We start from the raw sequence: 14,216 nt of genomic DNA on the forward strand, positions 1-14,216 counted from the left end.
ACAGTGTTCGAACACTGTTACGCACTCACGACCGGTCGGAGGTGTCCAGCCGGCCTTCGTCGGCGGCTGCGGCGATGCTGCGCCGCAGGTCGGGGCAGGACTCCGCGGGTTCGCCGGGGGCGCGGGACGCGAACACCGCGCACTGCTGGGTGCTCTCGGCGCTCCACTGGACGCTGGTGTGCTGCGGGCTGTTCTTCTTCGCCAGCACCGTCGTCGCGCACTGCTCGCACTGGACCGGGCGCAGGCCGTCGCGCAGGTAGGCGTCCCGGTCGGCGACCGTGCCCTCGCGGACCGCGTCGCGCTGGTGCGGGCGGTCGGCGAGGTCCGGTGCCTTGGCCCAGGTGGACATCAGCTCTGCGCCTCCTTGCGCGCCAGGTTCTCCGCGACCTCGCGCTCCCACGCCTCGTTGGCCCGGGTGGTGTCCACTTCGAACTCGAAGCGCGCCACCATGTCCTCGGTGACCTCCTCGACGTCCACGTAGAACTGGTCGTACCAGCGGCGCAGCTGGTACACCGGGCCGTCCTCCTCGCACAGCAGCGGGTTGTCGATGCGGGTCTTGTTCCGCCAGATCTCCACGTCCTGCAGGAATCCGACGCCGGTGTTCTTGGCGATCTTGGCGGCCAGCTTGTCGGCGTCGGAGTCGGAGAGCCCGGGCAGCTTCTTGACCAGCACACCCCACTGCAGCACGAACGAGTCCGCGGTGATCGGGTAGTGGCAGTTGATCAGGATCGTCTCGATGGTGAAGCCCTTGTACTCGTTCCACAGCCGGTCGATCATGTACGACGGACCGTAGTACGAGGCCTCCGAGCGGGCCACGTTGTCGCTGCCGGAGTAGCTGCCCGCGCCGATGTCGGGCCGGCCCTTGGTGGTCAGGTACTGGCTGGCGACGTGGCCTTCGAAGACGTTCTTGAAGTAGGTCGGGAACGCGAAGTGGATGTAGAAGAAGTGCGCCATGTCCACCACGTTGTCCACGATCTCGCGGCAGTTGGAGCCCTCGATGCGCACCGAGTCCCAGGTCCAGTTGCTCCACTCGTCGGAGTCGACCTCCGGCAGCTCCGGGATCGTCACGTGCTCCGGTGGCGGGTTGCCCTGCGGGTCGTTCCACACGAACAGCTGCTTGTTGCGCTCCATCGCCAGCCACGCGCGGGTGCGCGCCCGCAGCGGAACCCGCTTGGCGTAGGGGATTCCGGCGCAGCGCCCGTTGCCGGACCAGCGCCAGTCGTGGAACGGGCAGGCGATCGCGTTGCCCTTCACGGTGCCTTGGCTGAGGTCGCCGCCCATGTGCCGGCAGTACGCGTCGAGCACGTTGAGCTCGCCGTCTTCGCCTTGGAAGACCACGAGTTTCGTGCCGAACGCCTCCACCGCGTGCGGCTGGCCGTCCTTGTACTGCTCGGCCAGGCCGAAGCAGTGCCAGCCGCGCGCGAACCTGGTGGGTGGCGTGCCGACGTCGATGGTGCGCACCTCGTCGTTGCTTGCCGCGGTCATCTCGTCCCTCCCGCTCGTTCCGCGCCGGATGCCAGGTGCCGGGCGGCGAGGTATCCGAACGTCATCGCAGGTCCGAGCGTTGCGCCCGGGCCCGCATAGGTGTGGCCCATCACGGCGGAGCTGGTGTTGCCCGCCGCGTAGAGCCCGTCGATGGGCGTGCCGTCCTCGCGCAGCACGCGCGCGTGCACGTCGGTGCGCAGTCCGCCCTTGGTCCCGAGGTCGCCCGGCACGATCTTCACCGCGTAGAACGGTGCGACCTCCAGGGCGGCCAGGCTGGGGTTGGGTTTGTTGGTCGGATCGCCGTAGTAGCGGTCGTACCCGCTCGCGCCCCGTTGGAAGTCGGCGTCGACACCACTGCGCGCGAACCCGTTGAACCGCTCGACGGTGCTGCGCAACGCGTCGGCCGGGACGTCGATGCGTGAGGCCAGCTCGTCGATGGTGGGGGCGCGGTGGACGGCGCCGTGCTTGTACCAGCGTCCGGGGAACGGTTGCCGCGGGCCGAGCCCGGCGAACATGTACCGGTTGCGGTAGCGCTGGTCGGCGATCAGCCAGGTCGGCATGTTCTGCGCGGGCCCGTCGCCGGAGCCGTACATCGCGTGCACCGCGTCGACGTAGGGCGCCGCCTCGTTGACGAAGCGCTCACCTGCGCCGTTGACCAGGATGCAGCCCGGCAGGGTGCGCTCGGCGAGGCAGAACCACGGGCCGCCGGGCAGCGGCACCGACGGGCCCCACCAGGCGTCGTCCATCAGCTCCACGTCCGCGCCGAGCCGTTGCGCGGCGAGGATGGCGTCGCCGGTGTTGGCCTTGGCGCCGACGGTCCACTGCGTCCCGATCGGATCGCGCTGGTGCTGCTTGCGCATCACCTCGTTGTGCTCGAAACCGCCTGCAGCCAGCACGATTCCGCGTCGCGCGTGCAACGTCCGGCGTTCGCCGTCGCGTTCCACGACGACACCGGTGACCCGGTCGCCGTCCTGCTCCAGCTCGACCAGCGGCGTGTTCAGCAGCACCGGCACACCCGCGTCGCGCAGTCCGACCCGCAGCCCGGCGGTCAGCGCCTGGCCCAGGCCGAGCAGGTGCTTGCGGCGGGCTCGGGCGAACAGCCAGCGCAGCCCGACGCGCACGGCGCGGAGGGGACCGCGCGGGTGGCGGGCGAGCAGGTTGAGCCAGCGGAAGTCGGCCTGCGTGATGACCAGGTTCGCCGGCGCCTTGCGGTAGCCGCGTTCGAGGTCGGGGAGCAGGTCGCCGAGGAGCCGGCCGTCCAGCGGCGCCGGTTCGATCGACCGCCCGCCGACCCGGCCGCCGGGGGCTTCCGGGTAGTAGTCGGCGTAGTCGGTCACCCAGTGCATGCGCAGCGGCGTGCGCGGCAGCAGCTCGGCGAGCATCCGCGGCCCGGCGTCCAGGAACGCCTCCTGCCGCTCGGCGCTGACCGCGTCGCCGACGATGTGGGCGAGGTAGCTGCGCGCTGCCTCGGGTGTGTCGGTGATGCCCGCGTCGGCCAGCACGTGGTTGTTGGGTATCCACACGCCGCCGCCGGACCGGGCCGTGGATCCGCCGAACTTGGCGGCCTTCTCCACGACCACCGCGTCGAGCCCGTGCAGCGCGGCGGTCAGCGCCGCCGCCATCCCCGCGGCTCCGCTGCCGACCACCACGACGTCGAACCTGTCTGCGGTCATCGCACCTCCTCGCGATCAGCCTCGCGATCAATACTGAAACATGTTATAGATTTCTGCGCCAGTGGCGCTATGGTGTAGCCAGAAATCAGGCAGTTGTTCGCTCGAAGCCGTGAAGAGAACCTGTTTCAAACTGGTGAGGATGCGATGGCCCAGCGCAGCACGTTGCACGCCGATGTGGTGATCATCGGCTTCGGCGCGGCCGGGGCTTGCGCCGCGCTGGAAGCGGCGCACGCCGGGGCCCGGGTGGTGGTGCTCGACCGGTTCGGCGGTGGCGGCGCCAGTGCGCTGTCCGGCGGTGTGGTCTACGCCGGCGGCGGCACGCGGGAGCAGCGCGCGGCCGGGGTGTCCGATTCGCCCGAGGCGATGTTCGCCTACCTGCGGCAGGAGGTCGGCGACGCGGTCTCGGAGCGCACCCTGCGGCGGTTCTGCGAGGGCAGCACCGAGATGATCACCTGGTTGGCGCAGCACGGCGTGCCGTTCGAAGGCAGCTTGTGCCCGTACAAGACCTCGTACCCGAGCAACCGGCACTACCTCTACTACTCGGGCAGCGAAGCCGCCGGCGGCTTCCGCGACGTCGCCCCTCCGGCCCCGCGAGGCCACCGAACCAAGGGCCGGGGGACTTCGGGGAAGGTGCTCTTCAACGCATTGGCGGCGGCCGTGCGGCGAGCCGGTGTGCAGGTGCTGACCCAGACGAGGGCGACCGAGCTCGTCGTCGACGCCGACGGGCGGGTCTGCGCGGTGGAGTGCGAGCAGCTGCGCGGAACGGCGGCACGCGAGCACCGGGTGGTGAGCCGGGTGGCCGCGAAACCCGGTCTCTACGTGCCGAAACTGGCCCGGAAGCTGCACCGGCGCGCCGAGCGCTTGGAGCGCCGCGCGGAACCGCTGCGGATCCACGCCGACCGCGCGGTGATCATCGCGGCCGGTGGTTTCGTGTCGAACCGGGAGATGATGCGCCGCCACGCACCGGCCTACCGCGCCGGGCTGCCGCTGGGCACCCAAGGCGACGACGGCAGCGGAATCCGGCTGGGGCAGAGCGTCGGCGGGGTACCGGACAAGCTCGACCGGGTGTCCGCATGGCGGTTCATCACACCGCCGAGCGCGCTGCTGTCCGGGCTGCTGGTCGACCAGCGCGGATCGCGCATCGGCGACGAATCCCGCTACGGCGCGGCGCACGGCCAGGCGATCGTGGAGGAGCACGGCGGACGCGCCTGGCTGCTCGTCGACCGGGACCTGCGCCGCCGGGCCAAGCACCAGCTGCGCAGCCAGACGGTGTGGTTCCAGCGGATGCAGGCGGAATACCTGCTGGCCACCGCGGCGACCGGCGACACGGTCGAGGCGGTGGCGCGCCGAGCAGGCGTGGACCCGGGACACCTCCAGGCCACTGTGGACGCCCACAACGACGCGGCGCGGGCCGGGAAGCCGGACCCCGCAGGGAAACCGGCGGACTTCGTGCGGCCGGTGGACCAGCCGCCGTACTCGCTGCTGGACGTGTCGGTGCGACCCAGCACGGCCTACCCGTGCCCGGTGCTGACCCTCGGCGGCCTGCGCGTCGACGAGGACACCGGGCAGGTGCTCGACGAACGCGGCGATCCGGTCGCGGGGCTGTACGCGGCCGGGCGGTCGGCGGTCGGGATCTGCTCGAACTCCTACATCAGCGGGCTGTCCCTGGCCGACTGCGTCTTCTCCGGCCGCCGCGCCGGAGTCCACTCGGTGAAGGAGCTGAGCGATGCTGACAGTTGAGGCGCGCACCGAGATCGCGCAGCGCTTGTGGGACGCCGAGGTCCACCGCGAGCCGATTCCGCCGCTGGTGGAGACGCACCCGGAGCTCGACGCGGTGGACGCCTACCAGGTCCAGCTGCTCAACGTGCAGCGCCGCGACGAACCGGTGCTGGGGCACAAGGTCGGCCTGACCTCGCCGGTCATGCAGCAGATGATGGGCGTTTCCGAACCGGACTACGGGCACCTGCTGGCGAGCATGCGGCTGGCCGAGGACGAGCCCGTTCAGATCAGCCGCTACTGCGTGCCCCGGGTGGAGGTCGAGGTCGGCTTCCTGCTCGGCGAGGACCTGCCCGCCGAGTGCACCGAGGCCGACGTGCTGGCGGGCACCGAGGCGCTGGTCCCGGCGATCGAGCTGATCGACAGCCGGATCGCGGACTGGCGGATCAGCCTGGTGGACACCATCGCGGACAACGCCTCGTCGGCCGGCTTCGTGCTCGGCGAGGCCCGGATCGCGCCTGGCGACGTCGACCTCCGGGCGATCGACGCGACGCTGCTGTGCAACGGCGAACCGATCGAGCGCGGCCGGTCCGACGCGGTGCTGGGCAATCCGGCGACAGCGGTGGCCTGGCTGGCCCGCAAGGTGTCCGCCTACGGCGTCCGGCTGCGAGCGGGGAACGTCGTCCTCCCCGGCTCCTGCACCAGAGCCATCGACGTGACCCCGGGCGACACCTTCCGAGCCGACTTCCGGTCCGCAGGAGCCGACCTCGGCTCCGTGTCCCTGGAGTTCCGCTCGTGAGCGCGAAAGCCGGTCCCAGCCGGTTTTCGCACTCACGACCCATGACCTGTGGAAAGGAGGCGAGATGAGCAAGAGGACTGCTGCGATTGTCGGGTCGGGGAACATCGGTACCGACCTGCTGTACAAGTTGAGCCGGTCCGCGCACATCGAGCCGAGGTGGATGATCGGCATCGATCCGTCCAGCGCCGGGCTGCGCCGGGCCGCGGACCTGGGCGTGGAAGCCAGCGCGGAGGGCGTGGACTGGCTGCTGGACAACCACCGGCCCGACGTCGTCTTCGAAGCCACCTCAGCGGGCGTGCACCGGGCCAACGCGCCTCGCTACGCCGAAGCCGGCATCCGCGCCGTCGACCTCACCCCGGCCGCGATCGGGCCGTACGTGGTGCCGCCGGTGAATCTCGACCAGCACCTCGACGCGCTGAACGTCAACCTGATCACCTGCGGCGGCCAGGCCACCATTCCGATGGTGCATGCGGTCTCGCGGGTGGTGCCCGTGGAGTACGCCGAGATCGTCGCCTCGGTGGCGTCGGTGTCGGCCGGACCCGGAACCCGCGCCAACATCGACGAGTTCACCCGCACCACCAGCACCGGGATCGAGGTGCTGGGCGGGGCGCAGCGCGGCAAGGCGATCATCGTGCTCAACCCGGCCGACCCGCCGGTGATCATGCGCGACACCATCTTCTGCGCGATCCCCGCCGACGCCGACACCGACGCGATCGCCGCCTCCATCGAGAAGATGGCCGCCGAGATCGCCGAATACGTGCCCGGCTACCGGCTGCTGGTGGAGCCGCAGTTCGACCCGCCGTCCGCGGCCACCGGCGGCAAGGCGCGGGTGGCGATCTTCGTGGAGGTCGAGGGCGCGGGCGACTTCTTGCCGCCGTACTCGGGGAATCTCGACATCATGACCGCCGCCGCGGTGCGGGTGGGCGAGCAGCTCGTGCGGAAGGAGGCAGTGCGATGACCGGTCTGCCCAGCACCTACTCCGATGCGCTGGACCTGCGCATCACCGACACCTCGTTGCGCGACGGCTCGCACCACAAGCGCCACCAGTTCACCGCGACCGAGGTGCGCGACATCGTCGCGGCGCTGGACGGCGCGGGCGTCCCGGTGATCGAGGTGACCCACGGCGACGGTCTCGGCGGCTCCTCGTTCAACTACGGCTTCTCCCGCACGCCGGAGCAGGAACTCATCACCATCGCCGCGGAAACCGCGCAGCGGGCCAAGATCGCGGTGCTGATGCTGCCCGGCGTCGGGGTCAAGGACGACATCGTGGTCGCCCGCGACAACGGCGCGTCGGTGTGCCGGATCGCCACCCACTGCACCGAAGCCGACGTGTCGGAGCAGCACTTCGGCCTGGCCCGCGAGCTCGGCCTGGAAACCGTCGGATTCCTGATGATGGCCCACTCGCAGCCACCGGAGGTGCTGGCGGAGCAGGCGCGGATCATGGTCGACGCCGGCTGCCAGTGCGTCTACGTCGTGGACTCGGCTGGCGCCCTGGTGCTGGAGCAGGTCGCCGAGCGGGTCTCCGCGCTGGTCGCGGAGGTGGGCGACCAGGCGCAGGTCGGGTTCCACGGGCACGAGAACCTCGGTGTCGCGGTGGCCAACTCGGTGGCCGCGGCCCGTGCCGGCGCGGTTCAGATCGACGGCAGCGCAAGGCGTTTCGGCGCCGGGGCGGGCAACACGCCGGTCGAGGCGTTCGTCGGGGTGTGCGACAAGCTCGGCATCCGCACGGGCGTCGACTTCTTCGCCGTCGCCGACGCCGCCGAGGACGTGGTGCGCCCCGCCATGCCGGAGGAATGCCTGCTGGACCGCTCGGCGCTGATGATGGGCTACGCCGGGGTGTACTCCAGCTTCCTCAAGCACGCCGCCCGCCAAGCCGAGCGCTACGGCGTCAGCGAGGCGGAACTGCTGGTGAAGGCGGGCGAGCGCAAGCTCGTCGGTGGCCAGGAAGACCAGCTCATCGACATCGCGCTGGAGCTCAAGCGCTCGTGAGCGCTTTGGGGCGCCACAGCACCCCGAAGTGCTCACGAAGGTAACGAGATGCGGAAACGGGAGCGCCGATGAAGGACAGTCGAGCAGTCGTGGAACGGGTCCGGGGACTGCTGCCCGACCTGCGGGAACGGGCGCAGCGAGCCGAGGAGCTGCGCAGGATCCCGGACGAGACCATCGCGGACCTGCAGGAGATCGGGTTCTTCTCGCTGCTGCAGCCGGAGCGCTACGGCGGCTGCGAGGCCGACCCGCTGGAGTTCTACACCGCGGTCAAACTCCTCGGCAGCGCCTGCGGATCCACCGGGTGGGTCGCCTCGATCCTCGGGGTGCACCCGTGGCACCTGGCCCTGTTCCCGCAGGAGGCGCAGGACGACGTCTGGGGCGCGGACCCGAACACCCGCATCTCCTCGTCCTACGCGCCGATGGGCAAGGCGAAGGTCGTTGATGGCGGCTACTTGCTGAACGGGCGCTGGAGCTTCTCCTCCGGCTGCGACCACGCCTCGTGGGTGTTCGTCGGCGGCCCGGTCGAGGACGGCGACGGCAAGCCGGTGGACTTCTGCACCTACCTGCTGCCGCGCGGCGACTACCGGATCGAGGACGTCTGGGACACCGTCGGACTGCGCGGCACCGGCAGCAACGACGTCGTGGTGGAGAACGCGTTCATCCCGCAGCACCGGGCGCTGAGCTTCATCGCGATGTCGCAGAACAAGTGCCCCGGTCACGAGGTCAACACCTCGGCGCTGTACCGGATGCCGTGGGGCACGGTGCACCCCTCGACCATCACCGCGCCGATCATCGGCATGGCCCAGGGCGCTTACGACGCGCACGTCGACCACCAGGTCAAGCGCGTGCGGGCGGCGTTCGCGGGGGAGAAGGTCAAGGAGGACCCGTTCGCCAAGGTGCGGATCGCCGAAGCAGCCAGCGAGATCGACGCGGCCTGGCTGCAGCTGACCCACAACCTGTCCGAGGAGTACGAGCTGGCCAAGGCCGGTGAGGAGATTCCGTTCTCGCTGCGGCTGCGCGCACGTCGCGACCAGGTGCGGGGTACCGCGCGGGCGATCTCGGCGGTGGACCGGCTCTTCGAGAACTCCGGCGGTCGCGCGCTGTGGTCGGGAACCCCGATCCAGCGCTTCTGGCGCGACGCCCACGCCGGCCGCGTGCACGCCGCCAACGACCTGGAACGCGCCTACCTGATGTTCGGCACCGGAGAATTCGGCCAGCCAGTGAAGGACACGATGGTCTGATGGTCACTTTCGACAGCACGAGCCGGACGACGAAGCTGCCGTCCGGGCTGACCTTGCACCACCACGAGGCCGGCGACCCGGCCCAGTCCACTGTGGTCATGTTGCACGGAGGTGGTCCCGGCGCCTCGTCGTGGAGCAACTTCTCCCGCAACATCCCCGTTTTCGCCGAGCGCTTCCACGTCATCGCGGTGGACCAGCCCGGCTTCGGGCGCTCGGACAAGCCCACCGAGCACGGCCAGTACTTCACGCACAGCGCCTCGGCGCTGCTCGAACTGCTCGACGAGCTCGGCGTCGAACGCGCGCACTTGCTCGGGAACTCGCTCGGCGGCGGCACCGCGGTCCGCTTCGCGCTCAACCACCCGGACCGCGCCGGACGACTGGTCCTGATGGGGCCGGGCGGGTTGAGCCTGAACGTGTTCGCGCCCGATCCCACCGAAGGTGTGCGCAAGCTCAGCGCGTTCGGCGCACCACCGGGCCCGAGCAAGGAGAAGCTCGCGGACTTCCTGCGGACGATGGTCCACGACCAGTCGCTGATCACCGACGAGCTCGTCGAGGAGCGCTTCGCCGCGGCGTCCACGCCGGAGTCGCTGGCCGCGATGCGCGCCATGGGCGCGTCGTTCATGCAGCCCGACACCTACGAAGAAGGACTGCTGTGGCGGGAGGTGCACCGGCTGCGGCAGCGGGTGCTGCTGGTCTGGGGCCGCGAGGACCGGGTCAACCCGCTGGACGGCGCGTTGCTCGCGCTGAAGCTGATCCCGCGCGCGCAGCTGCACGTGTTCGGCCGCTGCGGGCACTGGGCGCAGCTGGAGAAGTTCGCCGAATTCAACCGGATCGCCCAGGACTTCCTGCTCGACTGAGGTCCTGGCACGTGGGAGGAGGCCCGCCGTGGGCATTCGTTCGCTCGGCTACCTGCGCATCGAAGCCACCGACGTCGAAGCGTGGCGCGTGTACGGGTTGAAAGTGCTCGGCATGGTCGAAGGCAGCGGACCCGACCCGGACGCGCTCTACCTGCGGATGGACGACTTCCCGGCCCGGCTGGTGATCCTGCCGGGCGAGCAGGACCGGCTGGAGTCGGCCGGGTGGGAGGTCGCCACCGAGGAGGAGCTCGACGAGGTCAGGGAACGGCTGGACGCGGCCGGCGTCCCGTACAAGGAGGGCACCGCTGGAGAACTGGCGGACCGGCGGGTCAACGGCCTGATCAAGTTCGCCGACCCGTCCGGCAACGGGCTGGAGGTCTTCCACGGGGTGGCGCTGCAGCACCGCCGCGTGGTCAGCCCGTACGGGCACCGGTTCGTCACCGAGGAGCAGGGGCTCGGGCACGTGGTGCTGTCCACCCACGACGACGAGGCGGCGCTGCGCTTCTACCGGGACGTGCTGGGATTCCGGCTGCGCGATTCGATGCGGCTGGCGCCGGAGCTGGTCGGCCGCCCGTCCGACGGCGACCCGGCGTGGCTGCGGTTCTTCGGCTGCAACCCGCGGCACCACAGCCTGGCGTTCCTGCCGATGCCCACGCCCAGCGGCATCGTGCACCTGATGGTCGAGGTCGCCGACGTCGACGACGTGGGCCTGACGCTGGACCGGGCGCAGCGGCGGAAGGTGCCGCTGTCGGCGACGCTGGGACGGCACGTCAACGACCTGATGCTGTCGTTCTACATGAAGACCCCCGGCGGCTTCGACGTCGAGTTCGGCTGCGAAGGCCGCCAGGTCGACGACGAGGACTGGATCGCGCGCGAGAGCACCGCGGTCAGCTTGTGGGGCCACGACTTCAGCGTCGGTGCTCGATGAGCGTGGTCGCGGTGGACCAGGCGGCGTTCCGGCGGGTGCTGGGGCACTTCGGCACCGGGGTCGTGGTGATCACCGGGGCGGGACCGGTCGGCTTCGCCTGCCAGTCGTTCGCCGCGCTGTCCCTCGACCCGCCGCTGGTGCTGTTCTGCCCCGCGCGCAAGTCCCGCGCCTGGCCGGCGCTGGAGCGCGCGGGGCACTTCTGCGCGAACGTGCTGTCGGAGTCGCAGCAGCCGGTGAGCACGGTGTTCGGCCGCAGCGGCGACGACAAGTTCGCCGAGGTGTCCTGGAGCCCGGCCCCGTCCGGCGCGCCGGTGCTGACGGGTGCGCTGACCTGGATCGACTGCAGCATCGAAGCGGTGCACGAAGCGGGCGACCACTACATCGTCGTCGGCCGGGTCGAAACCCTCGGCGAAACGACGCCGGAACGCCCGCTGCTGTTCTACCGAGGCGCCTACGCAGGCCTCGGCCCGACATCGCAGCCACCGCCGCCGGACCTCGAAGCCTTCCTGACCGGTCTCCACCCCGACGACTGGATGTGACGGCGCCACCGGGCTCGTGAGCACTTTCTGGGGCTATGGCACCACAAAGTGCTCACGGGTCCGCCTGGCTCGCCGGGTCCCGTGAGCACTTTGGGTCGCTGGAGCAGCCCAAAGTGCTCACGGTGACTCAGCGCAGGCGCTCGATGATGGTGGCGGTGGCCAGTGCGCCGCCCGCGCACATGGTGATCAGGGCCGTGGTGGCGTCGCGGCGCTCGAGTTCGTGCAGGGCCGTGGTGATCAGCCGGGCGCCGGTACTGCCGACGGGGTGGCCTAGGGCGATGGCTCCGCCGTTGACGTTGACCCGGTCCATGTCCGGTTCGTGCACCGCGGCCCACGACAGCACCACCGAGGCGAACGCCTCGTTCACCTCGAACAGGTCGATGTCGCCGATCTTCATGCCGCTGAGTTCCAGCACCCGCTGCGTGGCCTGCACCGGGCCGTCCAGGTGGTAGTACGGTTCGCCGCCCACCAGGCACTGCGCGACGATGCGGGCGCGGGGTCGGAGCCCGAGCTCGGCCGCGCGGTCGGCGTCGGCCAGCAGCACCGCGGCAGCGCCGTCGGAGATCTGCGAGGACGTGCCCGCCGTGTGCATCCCGTCCGCGAGAACGGGTTTCAGCCCGCCGAGGGCCTCCATGCTGGTGTCGCGCAGACCTCCGTCGCGGGTGACCGGATCACCGCCGGGGACCTGCACCGGCACGATCTCGCGGTCGAACCGCCCTTCGCGCCAGGCCGCGGCGGCGCGGTCCTGGGAGCGCAGGCCGAAGGCGTCGATGTCCTCGCGGGTCAGGCCGCGGCGGGCCGCGATCCGGTCGGCGGCCTCGTACTGGTTCGGCAGGTCGATGTCCCACGAGTCCGGCCGCGGCATCCCGACGTCCACGCCGAGGTTGCTGCGCAGTGGGACCCGGCTCATCGCCTCGACACCGCACGAGATCCCGACGCGCACCGCGTCCGCCGCGATCAGCCCGGCGATCAGGTGGGTGGCCTGCTGCGCCGAACCGCACTGGGCGTCGACCGTGGTGCAGCCGACGTGGTGCGGCAGGCCGGAGTGCAGCCACGCGGTGCGGGTGATGTTGTTCGACTGCTCGCCGGCCTGGGTCACGCAGCCGCCGATCGCCTGGTCCACGTCGGCGCCGTCGACACCGGAGCGTTCGAGCAGGCCGCGTTGTGCCGCGCCGAGGATCTCGGCCGCGTGCAGTCCGGAGAGCGCGCCTCGGCGCTTGCCGATCGGGGTGCGGACGGCGTCCACGATCACCGGGTTGCCCACCTGGTCCTCCCTTCGAACAGCATTGTCGATCAAAATTAGAACATGTTCCTATTGTTCGACAAGCTCTCCGGGAAGATTGCGCGAAGTTTCGGAATCTTGCTCGATCCGGGGTGAGTTACAGGGGTTTACTGAGCGCTGACGATGTGCTTTTCTGGCGTAGAACTCGTTTCATTTCTTGATCGGATTCCCCGCGTAGGAGGTAGCCGTGGTCGCACCGCGCATTCCGGAGGGCTTCGACTTCACCGATCCCGATCTGCTCGCCGAACGGCTACCGCTGGCCGAGTTCGCCGAGCTCCGCAACACCGCGCCGGTGTGGTGGAACGACCAGCCCAACAGGTGCGGTGGCTTCGACGACGGCGGCTTCTGGGTGGTCAGCAAGCACGCCGACGTCAAGGAGGTCTCCCGGCGCTCCGACGTCTTCTCGACCCGGGAGAACACCGCGATCATCCGGTTCAACGACAGCATGACCCGCGAGCAGATCGAGCTGCAGCGGTTCATCATGCTCAACATGGACCCGCCGCAGCACACCAAGGTGCGCCAGATCGTCCAGCGCGGCTTCACACCACGCGCGATCAAGACCCTGGAAGCGGCGCTGAAGGACCGCGCGCAGCGCATCGTCACCGAGGCCCGCGCGAACGGCAGCGGCGACTTCGTCACCGACGTGGCCTGCGAGCTGCCGCTGCAGGCGATCGCCGAACTGCTCGGCGTGCCGCAGGACCACCGCAAGGAGATCTTCGACTGGTCCAACCAGATGATCGGCTACGACGACCCGGAGTACGGCGTCGACCCCGAGGTCGCGGCGGCCGAGATCCTCGGCTACTTCAGCGGCATGGCCGAGGAGCGGCGCGGCTGCCCGATGGACGACATCGTGACCAAGCTCGTGCACGCCGACGTCGACGGCAGCGCGCTGACCTCCGACGAGTTCGGCTTCTTCGCGATCCTGCTGGCGGTGGCCGGAAACGAGACCACCCGCAACGCGATCACCCACGGGATGCTCGCCTTCATGGACAACCCGGACCAGTGGGAGCTGTACAAGGAGCAGCGGCCGAAGACCACCGCCGACGAGATCGTCCGCTGGGCGACCCCGGTGGTGTCGTTCCAGCGCACCGCGCTGACCGACACCGAGCTCGGCGGGGTGCGGGTCAAGGAGGGCCAGCGGGTGGGGCTGTTCTACAGCTCGGCGAACTTCGACCCGGATGTCTTCGACGAGCCGGAGCGCTTCGACATCACCCGCGACCCGAACCCGCACGTCGGCTTCGGCGGTACCGGCGCCCACTTCTGCCTCGGCGCGAACCTGGCCCGCCTGGAGATCGACCTGATCTTCAACGCGATCGCCGACCACATGCCGAACATCCAGCGCGTCGGCGAACCCCGCCGCCTCCGCTCAGGCTGGCTCAACGGCATCAAGGAAGTCCAGGTCCAGTACTCCTGACCCGACCGGCGGCGGTTTCCATCCTCGTCTCGCGCGGCGGTGCGGGTGGCGGAACCTCAGACGCCGCTTGGCTGCGGGATCCCGTTGTCCAATGCACGGCGAACGGGCTGTCCTCGCCAGGCGACGTCTGAGAACCCGCGGCGGTGCCGGTCGTGCTTCGCCGCTGCGGTCGTCTGATCGAAATTCAATGGAAATCGGACGCCGCGCCGAGCATTTCACCGGTCTTGTCGATGTGGTGGTCGGGCACTTCCTCGGCGGCGTCGAAGACGTTCTGGATGGTGCGGCGCATTTCG

13 protein-coding genes are annotated in these 14,216 nt (G+C 70.1%); 9 read left to right on the forward strand and 4 right to left on the reverse strand.

Annotation, left to right across the window (positions count from 1 at the left end):
• Positions 1 to 25 precede the first annotated feature (25 nt).
• The 3 genes from ABTZ89_RS23720 to kstD are packed head-to-tail and all read right to left on the reverse strand — an operon-like array spanning position 26 to position 3,158.
• Positions 26 to 349 (reverse strand): hypothetical protein, encoded by a 324-nt coding sequence (locus tag ABTZ89_RS23720; protein ID WP_351048335.1) that lies wholly within the window; start codon positions 347 to 349, stop codon positions 26 to 28.
• On the reverse strand, positions 349 to 1,485 hold the full coding sequence (locus tag ABTZ89_RS23725; protein ID WP_351048338.1) for a 3-ketosteroid-9-alpha-monooxygenase, oxygenase component: 1,137 nt from the start codon (positions 1,483 to 1,485) through the stop codon (positions 349 to 351). The genes ABTZ89_RS23720 and ABTZ89_RS23725 overlap by 1 nt, the downstream gene beginning before the upstream one ends.
• Positions 1,482 to 3,158, reverse strand: coding sequence for a 3-oxosteroid 1-dehydrogenase (gene kstD, locus ABTZ89_RS23730; protein ID WP_270951261.1), 1,677 nt, complete (start codon positions 3,156 to 3,158; stop codon positions 1,482 to 1,484). The genes ABTZ89_RS23725 and kstD overlap by 4 nt, the downstream gene beginning before the upstream one ends.
• A 144-nt stretch (positions 3,159 to 3,302) precedes the next feature.
• Here kstD and ABTZ89_RS23735 point away from each other — a divergent pair, with 144 nt between their 5' ends.
• The 8 genes from ABTZ89_RS23735 to hsaB all read left to right on the forward strand — a co-directional run bounded on the left by ABTZ89_RS23735 (position 3,303) and on the right by hsaB (position 11,227).
• Positions 3,303 to 4,898: an FAD-binding protein gene (locus ABTZ89_RS23735; RefSeq protein ID WP_351048342.1), complete on the forward strand. Its 1,596-nt coding sequence runs from the start codon at positions 3,303 to 3,305 to the stop codon at positions 4,896 to 4,898.
• A complete protein-coding gene (locus ABTZ89_RS23740) occupies positions 4,885 to 5,673 on the forward strand; it encodes a 2-keto-4-pentenoate hydratase (protein ID WP_351048345.1) in 789 nt (262 codons plus the stop codon). Before ABTZ89_RS23735 ends, ABTZ89_RS23740 begins: the two co-directional genes overlap by 14 nt.
• Before the next feature lie 64 nt (positions 5,674 to 5,737).
• A complete protein-coding gene (locus tag ABTZ89_RS23745; protein ID WP_351048348.1) occupies positions 5,738 to 6,631 on the forward strand; it encodes an acetaldehyde dehydrogenase (acetylating) in 894 nt (297 codons plus the stop codon).
• The gene (gene dmpG, locus ABTZ89_RS23750) at positions 6,628 to 7,662 is read left to right on the forward strand and encodes a 4-hydroxy-2-oxovalerate aldolase (protein WP_351048351.1); all 1,035 of its coding nucleotides are present in this window, start codon (positions 6,628 to 6,630) and stop codon (positions 7,660 to 7,662) included. The genes ABTZ89_RS23745 and dmpG overlap by 4 nt, the downstream gene beginning before the upstream one ends.
• Before the next feature lie 68 nt (positions 7,663 to 7,730).
• Positions 7,731 to 8,903 (forward strand): 3-hydroxy-9,10-secoandrosta-1,3,5(10)-triene-9,17-dione monooxygenase oxygenase subunit, encoded by a 1,173-nt coding sequence (gene hsaA, locus ABTZ89_RS23755; RefSeq protein WP_270951257.1) that lies wholly within the window; start codon positions 7,731 to 7,733, stop codon positions 8,901 to 8,903.
• Positions 8,903 to 9,760 carry a 4,5:9,10-diseco-3-hydroxy-5,9,17-trioxoandrosta-1(10),2-diene-4-oate hydrolase gene (gene hsaD / locus ABTZ89_RS23760; RefSeq protein WP_351048355.1) on the forward strand — a complete coding sequence of 286 codons (858 nt, stop codon included), beginning with the start codon at positions 8,903 to 8,905 and terminating at the stop codon, positions 9,758 to 9,760. The genes hsaA and hsaD overlap by 1 nt, the downstream gene beginning before the upstream one ends.
• Positions 9,761 to 9,788: 28 nt before the next feature.
• Positions 9,789 to 10,688, forward strand: a complete 900-nt coding sequence (gene hsaC, locus ABTZ89_RS23765; RefSeq protein ID WP_270951255.1) for an iron-dependent extradiol dioxygenase HsaC — start codon at positions 9,789 to 9,791, stop codon at positions 10,686 to 10,688.
• Positions 10,685 to 11,227 (forward strand): 3-hydroxy-9,10-secoandrosta-1,3,5(10)-triene-9,17-dione monooxygenase reductase subunit, encoded by a 543-nt coding sequence (gene hsaB / locus ABTZ89_RS23770; RefSeq protein ID WP_270951254.1) that lies wholly within the window; start codon positions 10,685 to 10,687, stop codon positions 11,225 to 11,227. Before hsaC ends, hsaB begins: the two co-directional genes overlap by 4 nt.
• Before the next feature lie 127 nt (positions 11,228 to 11,354).
• Here hsaB and ABTZ89_RS23775 read toward each other — a convergent pair whose 3' ends face one another.
• Positions 11,355 to 12,491 carry a steroid 3-ketoacyl-CoA thiolase gene (locus ABTZ89_RS23775; protein ID WP_351048359.1) on the reverse strand — a complete coding sequence of 379 codons (1,137 nt, stop codon included), beginning with the start codon at positions 12,489 to 12,491 and terminating at the stop codon, positions 11,355 to 11,357.
• Positions 12,492 to 12,696: 205 nt separating this feature from the next.
• Here ABTZ89_RS23775 and ABTZ89_RS23780 point away from each other — a divergent pair, with 205 nt between their 5' ends.
• The gene (locus ABTZ89_RS23780) at positions 12,697 to 13,923 is read left to right on the forward strand and encodes a cytochrome P450 (protein WP_351048363.1); all 1,227 of its coding nucleotides are present in this window, start codon (positions 12,697 to 12,699) and stop codon (positions 13,921 to 13,923) included.
• Positions 13,924 to 14,216: the final 293 nt, after the last annotated feature.

Source organism: Saccharopolyspora sp. NPDC002686, assembly GCF_040295745.1.
Taxonomy (GTDB): domain Bacteria; phylum Actinomycetota; class Actinomycetes; order Mycobacteriales; family Pseudonocardiaceae; genus Saccharopolyspora; species Saccharopolyspora oryzae.

Bases quoted from the DNA above. Each gene is read 5' to 3' on its own strand.
- ABTZ89_RS23720 (WP_351048335.1), bottom strand. From the start codon at position 349: ATGTCCACCTGGGCCAAGGCACCGGACCTCGCCGACCGCCCGCACCAG.
- ABTZ89_RS23725 (WP_351048338.1), bottom strand. From the start codon at position 1,485: ATGACCGCGGCAAGCAACGACGAGGTGCGCACCATCGACGTCGGCACG.
- kstD (WP_270951261.1), bottom strand. From the start codon at position 3,158: ATGACCGCAGACAGGTTCGACGTCGTGGTGGTCGGCAGCGGAGCCGCG.
- ABTZ89_RS23735 (WP_351048342.1), top strand. From the start codon at position 3,303: ATGGCCCAGCGCAGCACGTTGCACGCCGATGTGGTGATCATCGGCTTC.
- ABTZ89_RS23740 (WP_351048345.1), top strand. From the start codon at position 4,885: ATGCTGACAGTTGAGGCGCGCACCGAGATCGCGCAGCGCTTGTGGGAC.
- ABTZ89_RS23745 (WP_351048348.1), top strand. From the start codon at position 5,738: ATGAGCAAGAGGACTGCTGCGATTGTCGGGTCGGGGAACATCGGTACC.
- dmpG (WP_351048351.1), top strand. From the start codon at position 6,628: ATGACCGGTCTGCCCAGCACCTACTCCGATGCGCTGGACCTGCGCATC.
- hsaA (WP_270951257.1), top strand. From the start codon at position 7,731: ATGAAGGACAGTCGAGCAGTCGTGGAACGGGTCCGGGGACTGCTGCCC.
- hsaD (WP_351048355.1), top strand. From the start codon at position 8,903: ATGGTCACTTTCGACAGCACGAGCCGGACGACGAAGCTGCCGTCCGGG.
- hsaB (WP_270951254.1), top strand. From the start codon at position 10,685: ATGAGCGTGGTCGCGGTGGACCAGGCGGCGTTCCGGCGGGTGCTGGGG.